Annotated in this window: 16 protein-coding genes; 7 read left to right on the plus strand and 9 right to left on the minus strand. The window is 66.1% G+C overall.

All coding sequences use genetic code 11. The features are described 5' to 3' along the window. Positions 1-11 precede the first annotated feature (11 nt). A complete protein-coding gene (locus ACIPRS_RS13945) occupies positions 12-407 on the plus strand; it encodes a polyhydroxyalkanoate granule-associated phasin (protein ID WP_446538950.1) in 396 nt (131 codons plus the stop codon). A 384-nt stretch (positions 408-791) separates the two neighbouring features. Here ACIPRS_RS13945 and ACIPRS_RS13950 read toward each other — a convergent pair whose 3' ends face one another. From ACIPRS_RS13950 to ACIPRS_RS13960, 3 genes are all read right to left on the minus strand, one after another. Further along, the gene (locus ACIPRS_RS13950; protein WP_446538951.1) at positions 792-1,142 is read right to left on the minus strand and encodes a DUF1428 domain-containing protein; all 351 of its coding nucleotides are present in this window, start codon (positions 1,140-1,142) and stop codon (positions 792-794) included. A gap of 228 nt (positions 1,143-1,370) precedes the next feature. Beyond that, positions 1,371-1,682, minus strand: coding sequence for a hypothetical protein (locus ACIPRS_RS13955; protein ID WP_446538952.1), 312 nt, complete (start codon positions 1,680-1,682; stop codon positions 1,371-1,373). A gap of 146 nt (positions 1,683-1,828) precedes the next feature. After that, positions 1,829-2,257 carry a hypothetical protein gene (locus tag ACIPRS_RS13960; protein ID WP_446538953.1) on the minus strand — a complete coding sequence of 143 codons (429 nt, stop codon included), beginning with the start codon at positions 2,255-2,257 and terminating at the stop codon, positions 1,829-1,831. 1,251 nt (positions 2,258-3,508) lie between these two features. Here ACIPRS_RS13960 and ACIPRS_RS13965 point away from each other — a divergent pair. The 5 genes from ACIPRS_RS13965 to ACIPRS_RS13985 are packed head-to-tail and all read left to right on the plus strand — an operon-like array spanning position 3,509 to position 8,648. Then, positions 3,509-4,183 carry an ABC transporter ATP-binding protein gene (locus tag ACIPRS_RS13965; protein WP_337732929.1) on the plus strand — a complete coding sequence of 225 codons (675 nt, stop codon included), beginning with the start codon at positions 3,509-3,511 and terminating at the stop codon, positions 4,181-4,183. Then, positions 4,167-5,144, plus strand: a complete 978-nt coding sequence (locus tag ACIPRS_RS13970) for an HlyD family secretion protein (protein ID WP_446538954.1) — start codon at positions 4,167-4,169, stop codon at positions 5,142-5,144. The genes ACIPRS_RS13965 and ACIPRS_RS13970 overlap by 17 nt, the downstream gene beginning before the upstream one ends. Then, positions 5,141-6,115 (plus strand): HlyD family secretion protein, encoded by a 975-nt coding sequence (locus tag ACIPRS_RS13975; RefSeq protein ID WP_337732914.1) that lies wholly within the window; start codon positions 5,141-5,143, stop codon positions 6,113-6,115. The genes ACIPRS_RS13970 and ACIPRS_RS13975 overlap by 4 nt, the downstream gene beginning before the upstream one ends. After that, the gene (locus ACIPRS_RS13980) at positions 6,115-7,401 is read left to right on the plus strand and encodes an efflux RND transporter periplasmic adaptor subunit (RefSeq protein WP_446538955.1); all 1,287 of its coding nucleotides are present in this window, start codon (positions 6,115-6,117) and stop codon (positions 7,399-7,401) included. Before ACIPRS_RS13975 ends, ACIPRS_RS13980 begins: the two co-directional genes overlap by 1 nt. Next, on the plus strand, positions 7,398-8,648 hold the full coding sequence (locus ACIPRS_RS13985; protein WP_446538956.1) for an ABC transporter permease: 1,251 nt from the start codon (positions 7,398-7,400) through the stop codon (positions 8,646-8,648). Before ACIPRS_RS13980 ends, ACIPRS_RS13985 begins: the two co-directional genes overlap by 4 nt. 165 nt (positions 8,649-8,813) lie before the next feature. Here ACIPRS_RS13985 and ACIPRS_RS13990 read toward each other — a convergent pair whose 3' ends face one another. The 4 genes from ACIPRS_RS13990 to yczE form a co-directional block, all read right to left on the minus strand. Next, positions 8,814-9,335, minus strand: a complete 522-nt coding sequence (locus tag ACIPRS_RS13990; RefSeq protein ID WP_446538957.1) for a hypothetical protein — start codon at positions 9,333-9,335, stop codon at positions 8,814-8,816. A 71-nt stretch (positions 9,336-9,406) separates the two neighbouring features. Then, positions 9,407-9,781: a hypothetical protein gene (locus tag ACIPRS_RS13995; protein WP_446538958.1), complete on the minus strand. Its 375-nt coding sequence runs from the start codon at positions 9,779-9,781 to the stop codon at positions 9,407-9,409. 531 nt (positions 9,782-10,312) lie between these two features. Beyond that, on the minus strand, positions 10,313-11,155 hold the full coding sequence (locus tag ACIPRS_RS14000) for a PhzF family phenazine biosynthesis protein (RefSeq protein ID WP_446538959.1): 843 nt from the start codon (positions 11,153-11,155) through the stop codon (positions 10,313-10,315). Beyond that, positions 11,152-11,835, minus strand: a complete 684-nt coding sequence (gene yczE, locus ACIPRS_RS14005; RefSeq protein ID WP_337732910.1) for a membrane protein YczE — start codon at positions 11,833-11,835, stop codon at positions 11,152-11,154. The genes ACIPRS_RS14000 and yczE overlap by 4 nt, the downstream gene beginning before the upstream one ends. 60 nt (positions 11,836-11,895) lie before the next feature. Between yczE and yczR the strand changes: the two genes are divergently transcribed. Next, on the plus strand, positions 11,896-13,347 hold the full coding sequence (gene yczR / locus ACIPRS_RS14010) for a MocR-like transcription factor YczR (protein WP_446538960.1): 1,452 nt from the start codon (positions 11,896-11,898) through the stop codon (positions 13,345-13,347). 44 nt (positions 13,348-13,391) lie between these two features. Here yczR and ACIPRS_RS14015 read toward each other — a convergent pair whose 3' ends face one another. Together ACIPRS_RS14015 and ACIPRS_RS14020 are read right to left on the minus strand one after the other, a co-directional pair. Continuing rightward, positions 13,392-13,862: an MgtC/SapB family protein gene (locus ACIPRS_RS14015; RefSeq protein ID WP_446538961.1), complete on the minus strand. Its 471-nt coding sequence runs from the start codon at positions 13,860-13,862 to the stop codon at positions 13,392-13,394. A gap of 76 nt (positions 13,863-13,938) precedes the next feature. Beyond that, the gene (locus ACIPRS_RS14020; protein WP_446539108.1) at positions 13,939-14,853 is read right to left on the minus strand and encodes an AEC family transporter; all 915 of its coding nucleotides are present in this window, start codon (positions 14,851-14,853) and stop codon (positions 13,939-13,941) included. Positions 14,854-14,896 lie beyond the last annotated feature (43 nt).

Genomic DNA, 14,896 nt, shown 5'->3' on the forward strand with positions numbered 1-14,896 from the left:
CGGAGACCGCCATGACCCGCCATCGCAGCGCTGCACGTGCCCTGGGCACGCAACTGGTGGAACTCGGCACCGCGGCACCGTTCGTCATCTCGCACCGAATGGCGCGGCTGGCGACGGCCGGCCCCAACCCGTCGGCCCGCGACCGGCGCGAGTTCGCGCTGATGTCGAACGAGAAGGTCGCAGCCGCCTGGGAATCCTGGCGCGCCATGGCCGGCTACGCGGTGACGTTGAACACCAGGGCAACGCAGGCCGCGCTGGCGTTCTGGATGCCATGGGCATTCACGGCGAAGCCCCTGCCATCCCCTGAGGACGCCGTGGTCAACATGGCAACCGCCGGCATGAAGCCCTACCGCCGCATCACCGTGGCCAACCAGCGACGCCTGAGCAAGCGCAAACCGTCGCGCTGATCCAGCGCCACAGGATGGTCGGCAGCAGGACCGCAGGATCGGTTGAGCCGCAGGCGATACCCGTCGATCCGTTCCTTTGAATGAATCGTCAGGTATGGCCCGTCCAGCGCCGAACACACCAGACAAAAGCGTATTGCAACGCCATGGGCAACAAGCCGAATACGACAATGCAGAAGGCGATGGAGCCAAGGAAGACAAGCCCTACGTCCATCGCCAGGAGAACGAGCGGCCTCACCTGCGCTGCTGGATGAGCGTACTCCGAGCGAGATGCGACCAGACTCAGTGCAGGAAGTGCTCCGATGACCGCACCGACCGCGCCCGTGCTGATGATGGTTTCCCTTAGCCGCCCGCTGCTCAACCCACTTGCATGCGGGCCACGGCCCCTCAGGCATCCACGATGACGTTGAAGCCCCCGTAGATCATGCGCCGTGCGTCGAAGGGCGGGGCTTCATCGCCGCGCTCCATCCTCGGGTCGGCCATGACCTTGCTGTTTCCCTCGTCGCGCGCCTCTTTCGAGGGCCACGAGATCCACGCAAAGACCACCACTTCATCCGGCTTCCGGTTGATGGCCGAGTGGAACGAGGTCACTTCGCCCTCTGGCACGTCATCGCCCCAGCACTCGACGACATTGAGCGCACCGTGTTCACGGTAGATCGCAGCGGCCTCGACCGCCATCTTCCGATAAGCCTCCAGGTTGGCTGCCGGTACGGCCGCCACGAATCCGTCGATATACATCTCGTCCTCCTGATGTCGTCTACGTTGCGTCATACGCTCCTAAGCCGTGGCAAGCGCGGGGACAGTGAAAGCGCTCTACTTGGCCCGGTGCACGGGAGGGACAAGCGTAGCGCCCGGAAGACCCCGGTGCGCGTTGCATATCCGGGCGACACTGGCCAATCCATTGTCGTGGGGTGATGACGCCTGAGTTAATCCGTGTCGCGAAGGAGCATCGGCTTGTGCGAACGGTTAGGGGACAAGCTGCACTTCTTCACGGCGTACATCCGAACCCAGTTCGCCATAGACCTTCGTTGCCGTTGCACGCTTCATGAAGTCCGCTGCCAGAAGCGTCGGGCGGACGGCCTCAAGGAGGGCATCGGCATCCGGGCCGTAGAGATACAGATAAGCATCGCTGTCATCTGTCGCCACTTCGTTTCCGTCAAACTCTCCCGCTCCGGTCTTCTCCAGTACTTCTTCCAGCTGCGCTTCTAGCGCGAAAAGCGGCTTCAGGTCGGTTGATCCGTAGTCAAAGTGGACGATCACGGCCTGCTCTTTACTCACAGCCTCTCCTCCGGCCCCACACGCGACGAGCAATGCGCTTAGTGCTACTCCAAATGCTGCGAATTTCACCTTTTCTCCCCTGACGTCTTATGTCTTCCGATGAGCTGCGAGGCGAAGCGGCGTCGGCTTGAATGATTTGCTAGACCTTACTTGATCTGATTTGCGAGAACGCCAGCGCCAATGGCACCAATTCCGAGTGCTACCAGGTTTTTTCCGTACAGCACGAAGAGCGATAGAAAGATAATTGCAGTGCCGTGCTCGTTGGCAAGTCCCTCTTTCCAGAACTCGGTGTTCTTTGCTACCGCTTCGAGTCCGGCATATGTTGATACGGAGAGGAATATCAGTAGCGCAGAGAAAAGTGCCTTTTTATGATCTGTCGCAGCTATGCGCTTTGAGTACATAAGCCAAACTAGAGCCAAAGCAAGGAGCATGGACACTAGGGAAAGGAAAAACATGCCGTCCAACAGGAGGCTGAGGGTTTGTGGCCAACGAGGGATTGCAATGACTCCCCATGAAATCAACGCTGCGCCAACAACTGCGAGCGTTACATGTTTGGCTTCTGTGAAATGTCTCATAAGGTCTAACACCTGAATTAAACCGCGCCGCGAAGCGGCGTCGGCTTGAATGAATTGTTAGGGCGCACCCGCGGACTCCAGGCCGAGGACCGCCCGCATGTACGAGTACTGTGGATCCGTGGAGAGCGTATCTGGATAGTCCCAGACAGTCATCTGCTTGAGACTAGTGCCGTGTTGCGCAAGCTCATTATTGATGCGCGCTGCAATCTCTGGCGAAGCGCCCAACACGACTACATCTAGCTCGCACAGTACAGCCCACTTGCCTGATCGGTCCGAGAGAACGTGCTCTAGTGACTGGTTGGCGGGACGGCAGGTTACAGCACGGAAGGCTGCCCAATCGGGTGCGACACCTACGGCGGGAGATTGCTCCGGCGTATAGAAGGTGACCCCTATTTCTTTGGAGCCCGTTGCCGCCATGAGCGCCTCGAACAAGAAACGAGGCATCATTGTCGCGTCGAAGCGATCGCGATTTAGGCAGCATCCACGCCACGATGGATCCGTGAACGGCGGAATGCAGTCGCCAGATTCGTTGAAGAAGCGAGTTCTTGGATCAGCTTCTTGTTGCACGCCCGACATACTCACCTGTGCGCCCTAACGCCTAGTAGACCCCACAAACGGGGCATGACCTGGATATTCATGACCTACTTCCATCGCGTCAAGGCGCGCTGGGCGTTGCCATGGAACGGGATTCGGTGGCTACCGACGGCATGTCGTTGGCCAAGCGTCATGCCCACGACGCGCCTGTTCGTTATTGCCCCAGTGATGGGGCGATAACTGGGCGGAGGGCGAGGAACAACGGATCATGGATCGGCTGCGACAGGATCGTTCGCCCTGGCCGCCACCCACGTTGCGACGGCCCTGAAGACTGCGCTGCCAACTTCCGCCTGACCGTATCCATGCCTTCCCGCCTGCCTACCACCTTGAGGCAGCTCTACGCCGATTGCAGCCTTCGTGGTCGAAGTCGCGTGGCAGCGGGCCGGGATGTCGTAGCGCCACCTGCTATGTGCCCTCCACCCTGCGCATCGCGTCGCGGACGCGGCATGCCGGGTGTCGCGCCTGACCGGCCGTGTTCATTGGCTGGTGGTCTGCAAAAGGTCTGCGGCCTGCTGCGGTTGCAACCTCGCGCAGGCATCTGGGATGCTCGCGCCTCACCCGACAGGACGCACGACCGTCGTCGCCTTCCCCGCCCACGCGCCGGGAACCTTGGCGGGCCGCGATGGTCGACACAGACGAGGGAACGAAGGGGACGTGATGATCGAGTTGCAGGGCGTGCAGCGCCACTACGCCATGAGCGGGCAGACGGTGAAGGCGCTGGCAGGGGTGGACCTGCGCATCGGTCAGGGCGAATTCGTCGCCATCACCGGGCCCTCGGGTTCGGGCAAGTCCAGCCTGCTGAACATCCTCGGCTGCCTGGACCATCCCAACGCCGGCCACTACCTGTTCGAAGGCCGCGACGTGGCCACCTTCGACGACGAGGCCAGCAGCGACCTGCGCAACCGGCGCATCGGCTTCGTGTTCCAGAGCTTCCACCTGCTGCCGCGGCTGAGCGTGCTGGAGAACGTGATGCTGCCGCTGCGCTTCCACCGCCAGCCGCCGCCGGGCACGCACGACCGCGCCCTGGCGCTGCTGGACCGCGTGGGCCTGGGCGAACGGCGCGACCATCGCCCCAGCGAACTGTCCGGCGGACAGATGCAGCGCGCCGCCATAGCGCGCGCGCTGCTGCTGCAGCCGGCCTTGCTGCTGGCCGACGAGCCCACCGGCAACCTGGATTCGAAGAGCGCCGCCGACGTGCTGGCGCTGCTGGATGAAGTGCATGCCGGCGGCCAGACCGTGGTGCTGGTGACCCACGACAACGACATCGCCGCGCGCGCCCCGCGCCAGGTGAAGCTGCGCGACGGCAAGGTGGAACATGACGCGCTCCAGTAAGACGCTGTGGGTCGCGCTGGCCCTTGCCGCCACCGCGCCCGCGCACGCCGTGGTGCTGACCGGCGAAGTGCGTGCGGTGGACGCGCAGCAGATCCTCACCCCGCAATCCAACAGCTCGCCGGTGGTGATCCGCTACTACGTGCCCGAAGGCGAGCGGGTGAAGAAGGGCGACGTGGTGCTGCGCATCGATCCCGGCCAGTCCGCCAGCCGCATCCCCGACCTGGAGGCCCAGATCGAACAGGGCCAGGCCAAGGACGCCAAGGAAGTCGCCGAGCTGCAGGTGAAGGCGCTGGAAGCGGAAATGGCCCTGGTGGATGCCGAAGCCGAGCTCGCCACTGCGAAGCTGGACGCCACCATTCCGCGCGACCTGATCTCCGGCCTGGACTACGACCGCCACCAGGGCGAACTGGACCGCACCACGCGCGAAGTGGCGCTGAAGCGCAAGGAGCTGGATGCCGCGCGCACCGCCGTGCAGCGGCGCGTCGAGGACGGCCGCCTGCAGATCGAGAAGCTGGTGCTGCAGCGCGACTACCACGCCTCGCTGGTCCGCACCTCGGAAGTCGTCGCCGACCGCGACGGCATCGTGGTGCACGGATTCAACAACAACTGGATCGGCGGACGGATCGATGAAGGCTCCTCGACCATGCCCGGCAGCAAGGCCGGTGAAGTGGTCAGCAGCGGACGCATGAACGTGCGCGCCTGGGCACTGGAACCGGACCGGCGCGGGCTGGTGGTGGGCCAGTCCGTCGAGCTGACGTTCGACGCCGTGCCCGGCCGCAAGGTGCCGGGGCGCATCGCGTTCATTTCAGGTGCGCCGGACCGGCGACCGGAATGGGGCGAAGGCCGCTACTTCACCCTCGACATCACGCTGGATGCGCAGACGCTGTCGCTGATGCCGGGCATGAGCGTGCGCGTGATCGCACGGCCCGCCGCCGCGACGGGCAAGGAGGCCACGCGATGAACCGGGCACGCATGCTGCCGTGGATGGTCGCGCTGGCGGCCACGCTGCCGGCCGCGCACGCCGCCACCCTGCGCGTGGACGGCGAGGTGTACGCGCAGCGCAGTTCGCAGCTGGTGCCGCCGGCCGTCGATCGCCTGTGGCAGTTCAACCTCACCCAGCTGGCGCCGGACGGCAGCACGGTGAAGAAGGGCGAGATCGTGGTCGCCTTCGACACAAACGACCTGGTGCGCCAGCTCAGCGAGAAGCAGAGCCTGCTGCAGGAAAAGAAGCGCGAGCTGGAGAACCTGACCCTGGACGTGGCCGAACGCGAGCGCAGCCAACGCCTGGCCACCGCCGAAGCGGCCGCCGAGCGCGACAAGGCCGGCCGCAAGACCGAACAACCGCGCGAACTTATCGCCGCGCTGGAGTACGACAAGCTGGTGGAGGAACGCAGGCGCACCGAACGCCGCGCCGCACTGACGCAGGTGGCCGAACGCGCCGCCGCCGAACAGCGGCGGCAGGAACTGCGCCTGGTCAACGCCGAGCTGCAGCAGGCACAGGCCGACGTGAACCGTCTGCAAGCCTCCATCGCGGCGCTCAACCTGCCCGCGCCGCGCGACGGCGTGATCATGCACAAGAGCAACTGGAACGGCGAGAAGTTCGACGTGGGCTCGCAGGTCTGGCGTGGCCAGACCGTGGCCGAGATTCCGGACCCGGCCACGCTGGCGGTGCGCGCGCAGCTGCCCGAGCGCGACCTGCAACGGGTGAAGGTGGGCGTGCCCGCGCGCATCGTGGTGGAGGGCGGTGGCGGCAGCGTGCACCACGGCAAGGTGGCCGGCATCGGGCGCGCCGTGCGCAGCAAATCACAGGTGCAGCCGGTGCCGGTACTCGACCTGGAGATCCGGCTGGACGACGCGAAGGCGAAGCTGCGTCCCGGCCAGGCGGTGCGCGTGGAATTGACCGTGCCCGACATCGGGGGAGGAGCGAAATGATGCCGATCACGCGCGTCGCGTCCGTGCTGGCATGCGCCCTGGCGGTGACGGCCTGCGGTGCGCCGAAAGTGCCCGTTGCCAGCGAGACCGTGGCGCGGGGCGCGCTGACCCTCAGCGTGCGGGGCGAAGGCGAACTGCGTTCGGCCAAGCCCACGCCGCTGATCGTGCCCGGCAAGAACTGGTCCGCGCGCCAGGTGGAATGGATGGTGCCGGAAGGCAGCCTGGTGAAGAAGGGCGACCTGCTGGCGCGCTTCATCTCGCCCGAAGGCGAGCAGCAGCTGGCGCAGGCGATGATCGACCTGCAGCGCAATGCGCTGGCGCGCGCGGCGAAGGAGAGCGGACTGGACGCCACCCAGGGCCGCGTGGAAGTGGACCTGTCGCAGGTGGCCGTGCAGCTGGGCATCGCGCAGCGCTACGCCGAAGCCGACCTGAGCACCGTGGCGCGCAACCAGGTGCTGGATGCCATCGAGGACAAGGAATACCTGCAGGTACGGCAGGGCGTGCTGCAATGGCAGCGCGACCAGTCGGACGTGCGCGGCGGCGCGGAACTGGCCGTGCTGGACGCGCAGCGCGCCACCTTCGACATGAATGCGCAGACCCGCAAGGGCGACCTGGATGCGCTGGAACTGCGCGCGCCCAACGACGGCGTGCTGCTGCTCGCCGCCAACTGGTCCGGCGACAAGCCGATGGTGGGTGCGAACCTGCGCGCGGGCTTCGAGTTCGGCAGCCTGCCGGATACCTCGGCGATGGAAGTGGAGATCGACCTGCCGCAGATCGAGGCGCAGGGCGTGCAGGCGGGCGATGCGGTGGTGCTGCATCCGCTGGGCCGGCCCGACCAGCGCATCGACAGCAAGCTCTCGTGGGTGGCCAGCGCGGCCAAGGTGCGCAATCGCGAAAGCCCGGTGAAGTTCCTGTCGATGCGCGCACCGATTCCGTCCTCGGCGGTGGAGAAGTACCGCCTGATCCCCGGCCAGCGTTTCGCCGCCGCCGTGGTGCTGCTGGAGGCGAAGGACGCGATGGCGGTACCGAACGTGGCCATCGAACAACGCGACGACCGCCATTGGGTGCAGGTGAAGCAGGGCAACGACTACGTGGCGCGCGAAGTGAAACTCGGCGTGCGCGGTACCGCGCGTTCGCAGGTGCTGTCGGGATTGAAGCCCGGCGACCAGGTGCGCCTGTCGCAGATCGAAGTGCCTGCACCCGGCGACGGCGACAAGGAACAGGACAAGACCGACGACGCCAGTGACGATGCCGCCACCGGCGATGCCGAGGGGAAGAACGCATGACCGGACTGCTCAACCGCCTGCCCACCGTCTGGCGTGAAGCGGTGGAAGAACTGTGGCGGCGGCGCCTGCGTACGCTGCTCACGCTGCTGGGCATGATCTTCGGCGTGGGCGCCATCGTGGCGATGCAGGCGGTGGGCGAAGGCAGCCGGCGCGAAGCGTTGCGCCTGGTCGAAGGCCTGGGCCTGCACAACCTGATCGCCGAGGCCAAGCCCCAGGACGAGGACACGCTGAAGGAGACGCGCGAGCGCAGCGTCGGCCTGACCGTCGCCGATGCGGACGCCGCGCTGAGCGTGGTGCCCGGTGCAGAACGCCATGCCGCCGAGAAGCAGGTACGCACGCATACGGTCTTCAGCGACACCGGCCGCAGCGACGCGCAGGCCAGCGGTGTGAGCGCGAACTGGTTCGACCTGTCGTCGCTGAAGATCGCGCAGGGCCGCGCGTTCACCGCCGACGACGAAGCCGCACTGGCGCCCGTCGCGGTGCTGGGCCACCAGGCGGCCACCAGCCTGTTTCCGAAAGGCGGTGCCGTGGGCGGGCTTGTGAAGGTCAACCACGTCTGGCTGGAGGTGATCGGCGTACTGACCGACCGCGACCTGGGCCAGGACGATTTCGAGGGCGTGCAACTGGGCTCGGAGAGCAACCGCATCTACGTGCCACTGGCGAGCGCGCGCGCACGCTTCCGCTTCCAGCCGCAGGAAGACGAAGTGGACCGCTTCCTGCTGCGCCTGGACGATCCGCAGCGGCTGGCAGCCGGCGCGGGCGTGCTGTCGGCGGTGCTGGACCAGCGCCACGCCGGCATGGCGGACTATCAGCTGATCGTGCCGCAGCAGCTGTTCCAGCAGCATCAGCAGACGCAGCGCATCTTCCAGGTGGTGATGGGCGCGATCGCCGGTGTCAGCCTGCTGGTGGGCGGCATCGGCATCATGAACATCATGCTGGCCAATGTGCTGGAACGGCGTCGCGAGATCGGCCTGCTGCGCGCGTTGGGCGCGCGCAGGCGCGACGTGATCGCGCAGTTCCTGCGCGAGGCCACGGTCATCTGCATCGCCGGGGCGTTGCTGGGCCTGGTGTTCGGCGGCGTGCTGGCCTACCTGATCGCCACGTTCGCCGACTGGCAGGTTGCGTGGGCCCCGGTGCCGATCCTGATGTCGGCGGGTTTCTGCGCGGTGGTCGGCCTGGGCTTCGGCGTGTACCCCGCAAGACAGGCCGCGCAGCTGGACCCCATCGCGGCGCTGCGGCACGACTGAGTCAACGGATTCGTAGGATGGGTTGAGCCGCAGGCGATACCCATCACGTGCAATCTGGAAGGCCCAGCGCGGAAAGGTATCCAGCATTGAGTTCTTCCAACATGCCTTCCCGTGAATGGGAACGAAGGTGATGGGTATCGCCTGCGGCCCGACCCCTCCTACTCGCTATCCTGCGCCCGTGCCGAACCACTGCCGGATAAAGGGAAACTTACTGGCGGTGGTCACACCTGCAACAAAGCTGGCTACTGCAATTGAAAAAAGCGCCAGCCAAAAATGGTACGAAACATGGTTGAAAAGCCATTTGAGCGTAACTTTCTCGGGGAGCTCGAGAGGCGTCCCGAGCGTTGCTTGGTGGGCGACTGACGCCCGCATGATCGAGGGGTTGTTTATAGCTCGGGTGCGAGCAGCGGACGCTGTGCTAATCATGCGCTCTACAGATGCATACGAGGATGATTCGTAGATGTTGCTGACCCCTTCATTGAATGCTTCTACAAGCATTGGACCATACGTGTTATGCCCAATCGCATCGTCAAAGAGATCACGCAATTCCAGAACAATCTGCTGCAGTCGCGCCTGATCATCGTCAGCGATGTGAATGAAGTTATCGCCCTTCTTGAAGCGAGACAATATTTGCTGAAGCTCAGCAATATAGCGGTCAAGATGTTCGACGAGCACTGAAGCTTCCATGGGTGGTCACCGTCTAGATCGCCGTGCCGGGTAACGGCGGCGGCCTGAGCTAATCGTAAGGGGGCGCAGCCTCAGAACTTGGGCTTCGCAGCCTCGCAAACTCCATTAAAAAGAACCGGCTTGTTTTGCTCTGTCGTTGGCGGTGCGACAAGCAGCTCGCCCGTGTAGCGGTCTAGATTGATCCAAATCTGCTCGCCACTCTCGAGAGTGAGCATCCCCTTGTAGATTTTCTCGTCCGCAGTAAGCACCCCTTTGGCGGTCCCGACCCATAGGTTCAATGAGGCCCGCAAGGTTTTCTGGTCAAGCTTTACAAGAGCAGTAGCATCAAAGCCGTCACCGACTTTTAGCCAGCCGCGGCCTTTGCAGAGCAACTCCGTCGCGTAGCTTGCTCCGGACGCGCCAAGCAACGAGACGAAGAAGACGGCCTGTGTGTAACGGATGCCCATGACCCCTCCAGCACGCTAGAACGAGAATTAAGCCGACCCGCCAAGTAGGTTCGGCTTGAGTGATTTGTCAGGATCTAGTTGAGTGCAACTGCTTTGTTGCCTCACCACTCTCAGGGTCCGGGTAGTGATACCAGCTCTCATGTGGAGAGAACTCGTCGCACCACAGACATTGCGTATTGCGCCATTGATAGGCACAACCCGGACACACGCCGCGTGTCCAGAAAGTGTTCCACTCGGTACCGCAGTCATTGCGGGTACACATCCAAAGGTCACCCCCGCCGGGTCGCCAAGAGCAAGCGGGACAGTAGATTTCTGGCTTTGACATGAGTGGTTGTTCTGAGGCTCAACACCTAGTAGACCCCTTCACTAGGAGGAATACCGCAGATGGTCACGCCCTGCCCACTACACGTCAAGGCAGACGACCTATTACCGCACAGGATCTAGGAGTACTGCCGGGACATAGGGCACGCAAAGGCCGCGGCCATGCTCCGCCGTGGGTCATCACCCCCAGCCCGGGCGGCGACGGTCAACTCAATCCCCCACCACAATCTCCACCGCCGTCCCACTCACCCGCACCCCGTCTCGCACATCCACCGGCACTTCCACCCGCAACACACTCGGCCGCCCGAGATCATGCCCCTGATGGATGGTGAACCCGCGGTCGTCGGGCAACCGGTCCTGTGACGCCAGATACGCACCCAGCGCGGCCGCCGCGGCGCCCGTGGCCGGATCTTCCACCACGCCGCCCGGCGGGAAGGGATTGCGCGCGTGCAGCGTGTGCGCGTTCTCGCGCCACACCAGGTTGATGGTGGTCCAGCCGCGTGCGGTCATCAACGCGGCGAGGGCATCGAAGTCGTAATGCAGGTCGGCCAGGCGCGCGCGCGATGCGGCGGCGATCACCGGATGCCATGCGCCCGCATACGCCAGCCCGGGCGGCAGCGCGGGATCGAGTTCGTCGTGGCGCCAGCCGAGTGCCGCGAGCAGCGCGTCCAGGTCGGCCGCGTGCAGCGTGTCGACGCGGGGCGCGACGCTGGTCAGCGTGGCGACGAAACCGGCATCGACCGTCACCCGCACGGGTCCGGCCTGCGTGTGCAGCACAGCATCGCCAGGACCGTGTTCGCGTGCATGCGCGACCATCGCCGCGATGGTGGCGTGCCCGCAGAAGCTCACTTCGGCCAGCGGACTGAAGTAGCGCACATCGAGATCCCCATCCGCGCGCGGCAGAAGGAACGCGGTTTCCGAATAGCCCACCTCGGTGGCGATGCGCTGCATCGCGTCGCCGTCGAGGCCACGCGCGTCCAGCACCACGCCGGCGGGATTGCCGCCCTGAGGATCGGTGGTGAAAGCGCTGTAGCGCAGCACGGCGGAGGTCATGGTGTTTGCTCGCCGAGCGCGACCGCCTTCGGCGCATCCAGCGGCACCACCAGATAGCGCAGGAAGTACTGGGTCAGCGGGCCCACGCCGAACGCGAACAGCACGGTGCCGACACCGACGATGCCACCGAGCAGCACGCCGATGATCAACACGGTGACTTCGATCAGCGTGCGGATGCTGCGGATCGACCAGCCGGTACGGCGCGCGAGTCCCGTCATCAATCCGTCGCGCGGACCCGGTCCCAGCTGGGCACCGATGTACATCGCGGTGGCGAGGGCGCAGGCCACCACGCCGGCCAGCAGGTAGGCGCAGCGCAGCGGCAGGCCCTCCGGCGTACCGAGCAGGGCGAGGTTGAGGTCCGCGAACGGACCCAGCAGCAGCGTGTTGGCCACCGTCCCCAGGCCGGGCATCTGGCGCAGGGGAATCCAGGCCAGCAACACGGCGACGGCGGTGACCACCATGACCATGCCGAAGGACAGCGGCACGTGCTGCGATACACCCAGGTGGAAGACATCCCAGGGCGAGGCGCCGACGGCCCCTTCGATCATCAGCGCGATGGCCAGGCCGTACAGCCACAGGCCCACGCCCAGCCGCAGCAGGCGTTCGGGCAGGCGGCCGGCCTTCAGTTGCGCGAGCGGTCCGAGATTGGCGAGTCCGACGGGAGAGGTGAGTGGTTTCATGGGGCCACCATCGTTCCGATTGGCTCTTTCTGATAGAGCCAATTCTGCGATAGTGGCTCCATGGACAGATCCCTGGCACCCGGCCACCTCGCCACCCTCGTGGGTGATTTCCCGCGCACCCCGGCCTACCGGGGCCTGCGCAAGGCGCTGGAGGAACTGATCGGCGATGGCCGCATCCCGCTCGGTACCCGCCTGCCCAGCGAGCGCGCCGTCACCCAGGTGCTGGGGGTGTCCCGCAACACCGTCACCCGGGCCTACGCGGACCTGGTCGCGGCCGGGTTCGCCACCGCCCGCCAAGGGGCCGGCACGTATGCGGCCGTGCCGCTCGATCGCCGGCGCGCGCACGACCATGCCCTGCACGCCCTCGGCACTGCGGCGTCGACGGAAGGCGTGATCGATCTCAACTGCGCCGCCGGTGCGGCCACGCCCGGCGTCGCCGCGGCCTACGAGCGCGCCATGGCCGCACTGCCGGCCTACCTGGCCAGCGACGGCTACCTGCCCTCGGGCCTGCCGGCGCTGCGCGCGCTCATCGCGGCATCGTACGTGCGGCGGGGACTGCCCACCGCGCCTGAGCAGATCGTGATCACCTCGGGGGCGCTGTCGGCCATCGCCATCATCGCGCGCGCACTGTCGCGACCCGGCGACCGCATCATGATCGAGTCGCCGGTGTACTCGAACGCGATCGAAGCGCTGCGTCTGGGCGGTGGTCGCCTGGTGAGCGCACCGATGGCCGATCCGCTCGGCGACGAAGGCTGGGACCTGGCGGCCATCGAGGCCACGCTCAGGCAGACATCGCCACGCGCGGCCTATCTGATTCCGGATTTCCAGAACCCCACCGGCTTCCTGATGCGCGACGGCCAGCGCGCCCGCTACGCCGCCGCGCTGCAGGCGACACGGACGACCGCGATCATCGACGAGACGCTGCAATCGACCTGCCTGTCGGACGATCCCATGCCCGCGCCCTTCGCCGCGCACGCGACGGATGCCTTCACCATCGGCAGTGCATCGAAGCTGTGCTGGGGTGGCCTGCGCGTGGGCTGGATCCGCGCACCACGGCCGGCGGTCGACCGCATCATCGCCGCGCGCGTGCAGATGGACCTGGGCAGTTCCCTGTTCGACCAGTTGGTGGTCGCGGAAATGCTGGAGGCGGACGGCGCACTCGCCACCCGGCGCACGCAGTTGCGGCAACGGCGCGACGCGCTGGCGCAGGCACTGCATGAGCACCTGCCCGCGTGGTGTTTCCGCCTGCCCGACGGCGGCCTGACGCTATGGGTGAGGATGCCGCACGGCAGCGCCACGCAGCTGGCCGCCGATGTGGAGCGCAAGGGCGTCTATCTGGCGCCGGGCCCCGTCTTCAGCGTGGAAGGTGGCGCCGACACCTGGTTGCGGATTCCGTACGCCAAGCCGGAAGCGCAGCTGGTGCAGGCGGTCCGGATCATGGCCGAGACGTGGTCGGAAAGCGCCCGCGATACCGGGCACCGTCGCAATACCACGCGGCGACTGATCGCGTGATGATCGCCATCGCGGTGTCCCGCGGGCTTCGCGATACCTGACCGCTAGCCCGCGTCATCGCGCCGTGTCACGCGACGCTCCAGCCACGCGAGCAGCGACAACACGCCGAACGTCAGCAGCGTGGCGAGCAGGGCCAGCCAGCCGTGACCGAAGCCGACTGCCACGCCGATCACCGCCACCATCAGTAGCGAGGCGGCCGTGGTGATGCCGGCGACCACGCGGCCGCGGTGCGCGATCATGGTGCCGGCACCGATGAAGGCGACACCGGCGATCACCGCTTCCACCAGCCGGAAGGGATCGATCTGCACGCGACCGTCATGGTCGTGCTGCGCCTGCGCCAGCATCATGTCGCCCATGCCGGTGAGCATGGCCGCCGCACCGGCCACCAGTGTGTGGGTGCGGAAGCCGGCCGGCCGGTCCTTCATCTCGCGCTCCAAGCCGATGACACCGCCCAGCAGCATGGCGAACGCGATGCGCGCGACCACCGCCGCCTGCGCTTCCCATCCATCGAACATGGCGTGATCCTCCTGCGCCGATGCTTCCATCGGCCGGGTCAACGCGATGCGAAGGCGGATGCCGGTGTCTGCCTGCTCAGGCCAACCGCCCCACCACCCACGCCCACATCGGCAGCGTCGCCAGCGACAGCAGGATGCCGTAACCCACCAGTGCGGCGGCCAGGCGCGGGGCCAGCTGGTGCGAAATCGCGAGCGCTGCCGCCGTGATCATGGTGGGCATGGCCGATTCCAGCACGTTGGCCTGCAGCATCTCGCCGGTCATGCCGAAGGCGAGCGACAACGGCAGCGCGAGGGCCGGCATGACGATGAGCCGCAGCAGCAGGCCGACCGCGAGCGGCTTCACCTCGTCGCGCGGCAGCTTCAGCTGGATGGTCAGGCCCACCGCCAGCATCACCAGCGGCAGCAGGGCGTCGGCGAGCTTCTGCAATGCGGACGCGATCCAGGCCGGCGGCTGCTCCGGCATCAGCGTCAGCCCGAACAGCAGCGCCCATACCGGGGGGAACTTCACGATGCGCAGGCCGATCTCGCGCGCGGTCGGGGGCGCATCGCCGCCGTAGCGCGCCAGCACATACAGGCCGAAGGTGGACAGAAGGACGAAGGTGCCGAACTGGTCGTAGACCACCGCGTAGGGCAGCGCGTGCTCGCCCAGCAGCGCGCGCACCATCGGATAGCCGATGAAACTGCTGTTGCACAGCGCCACACAGAGCAGCAGCACGGCATGCTCGTCGCGGCGGAACCTGAAAATGCGCGTGGCCAGCGCGACCAGCGCCACGGTGGCGACGGTCAGCACCCACGGCGTGGCGATCACGCCCAGCAGCGAGGCGTCCACGTGCAGGCGTGGCACGTACGTCAGCACGGCGGCGGGCAGGCAGACGTACAACACCACGCGGTTGAGCACGTCCGCCGCGTTGTCGGGGAACACGCGCAGGCGCGCGAACACCATGCCGAGCGCCAGCATGGTGAGGATCAGGGCGAAGGCATCGAATGCCATGGACATCGGAGCATTGCGTGGGGATGGCAGGATCGCACAGGCG

The sequence above is a fragment of the Pseudoxanthomonas sp. LARHCG66 genome, assembly GCF_052871755.1.

Excerpts from the sequence above, each read along its gene's own strand:
- ACIPRS_RS13945 (WP_446538950.1), top strand. The coding sequence starts at position 12 with ATGACCCGCCATCGCAGCGCTGCACGTGCCCTGGGCACGCAACTGGTG.
- ACIPRS_RS13950 (WP_446538951.1), bottom strand. The coding sequence starts at position 1,142 with ATGTATATCGACGGATTCGTGGCGGCCGTACCGGCAGCCAACCTGGAG.
- ACIPRS_RS13960 (WP_446538953.1), bottom strand. The coding sequence starts at position 2,257 with ATGAGACATTTCACAGAAGCCAAACATGTAACGCTCGCAGTTGTTGGC.
- ACIPRS_RS13965 (WP_337732929.1), top strand. The coding sequence starts at position 3,509 with ATGATCGAGTTGCAGGGCGTGCAGCGCCACTACGCCATGAGCGGGCAG.
- ACIPRS_RS13970 (WP_446538954.1), top strand. The coding sequence starts at position 4,167 with ATGACGCGCTCCAGTAAGACGCTGTGGGTCGCGCTGGCCCTTGCCGCC.
- ACIPRS_RS13975 (WP_337732914.1), top strand. The coding sequence starts at position 5,141 with ATGAACCGGGCACGCATGCTGCCGTGGATGGTCGCGCTGGCGGCCACG.
- ACIPRS_RS13980 (WP_446538955.1), top strand. The coding sequence starts at position 6,115 with ATGCCGATCACGCGCGTCGCGTCCGTGCTGGCATGCGCCCTGGCGGTG.
- ACIPRS_RS13985 (WP_446538956.1), top strand. The coding sequence starts at position 7,398 with ATGACCGGACTGCTCAACCGCCTGCCCACCGTCTGGCGTGAAGCGGTG.
- ACIPRS_RS13990 (WP_446538957.1), bottom strand. The coding sequence starts at position 9,335 with ATGGAAGCTTCAGTGCTCGTCGAACATCTTGACCGCTATATTGCTGAG.
- ACIPRS_RS13995 (WP_446538958.1), bottom strand. The coding sequence starts at position 9,781 with ATGGGCATCCGTTACACACAGGCCGTCTTCTTCGTCTCGTTGCTTGGC.
- ACIPRS_RS14000 (WP_446538959.1), bottom strand. The coding sequence starts at position 11,155 with ATGACCTCCGCCGTGCTGCGCTACAGCGCTTTCACCACCGATCCTCAG.
- yczE (WP_337732910.1), bottom strand. The coding sequence starts at position 11,835 with ATGAAACCACTCACCTCTCCCGTCGGACTCGCCAATCTCGGACCGCTC.
- yczR (WP_446538960.1), top strand. The coding sequence starts at position 11,896 with ATGGACAGATCCCTGGCACCCGGCCACCTCGCCACCCTCGTGGGTGAT.
- ACIPRS_RS14015 (WP_446538961.1), bottom strand. The coding sequence starts at position 13,862 with ATGTTCGATGGATGGGAAGCGCAGGCGGCGGTGGTCGCGCGCATCGCG.
- ACIPRS_RS14020 (WP_446539108.1), bottom strand. The coding sequence starts at position 14,853 with ATGGCATTCGATGCCTTCGCCCTGATCCTCACCATGCTGGCGCTCGGC.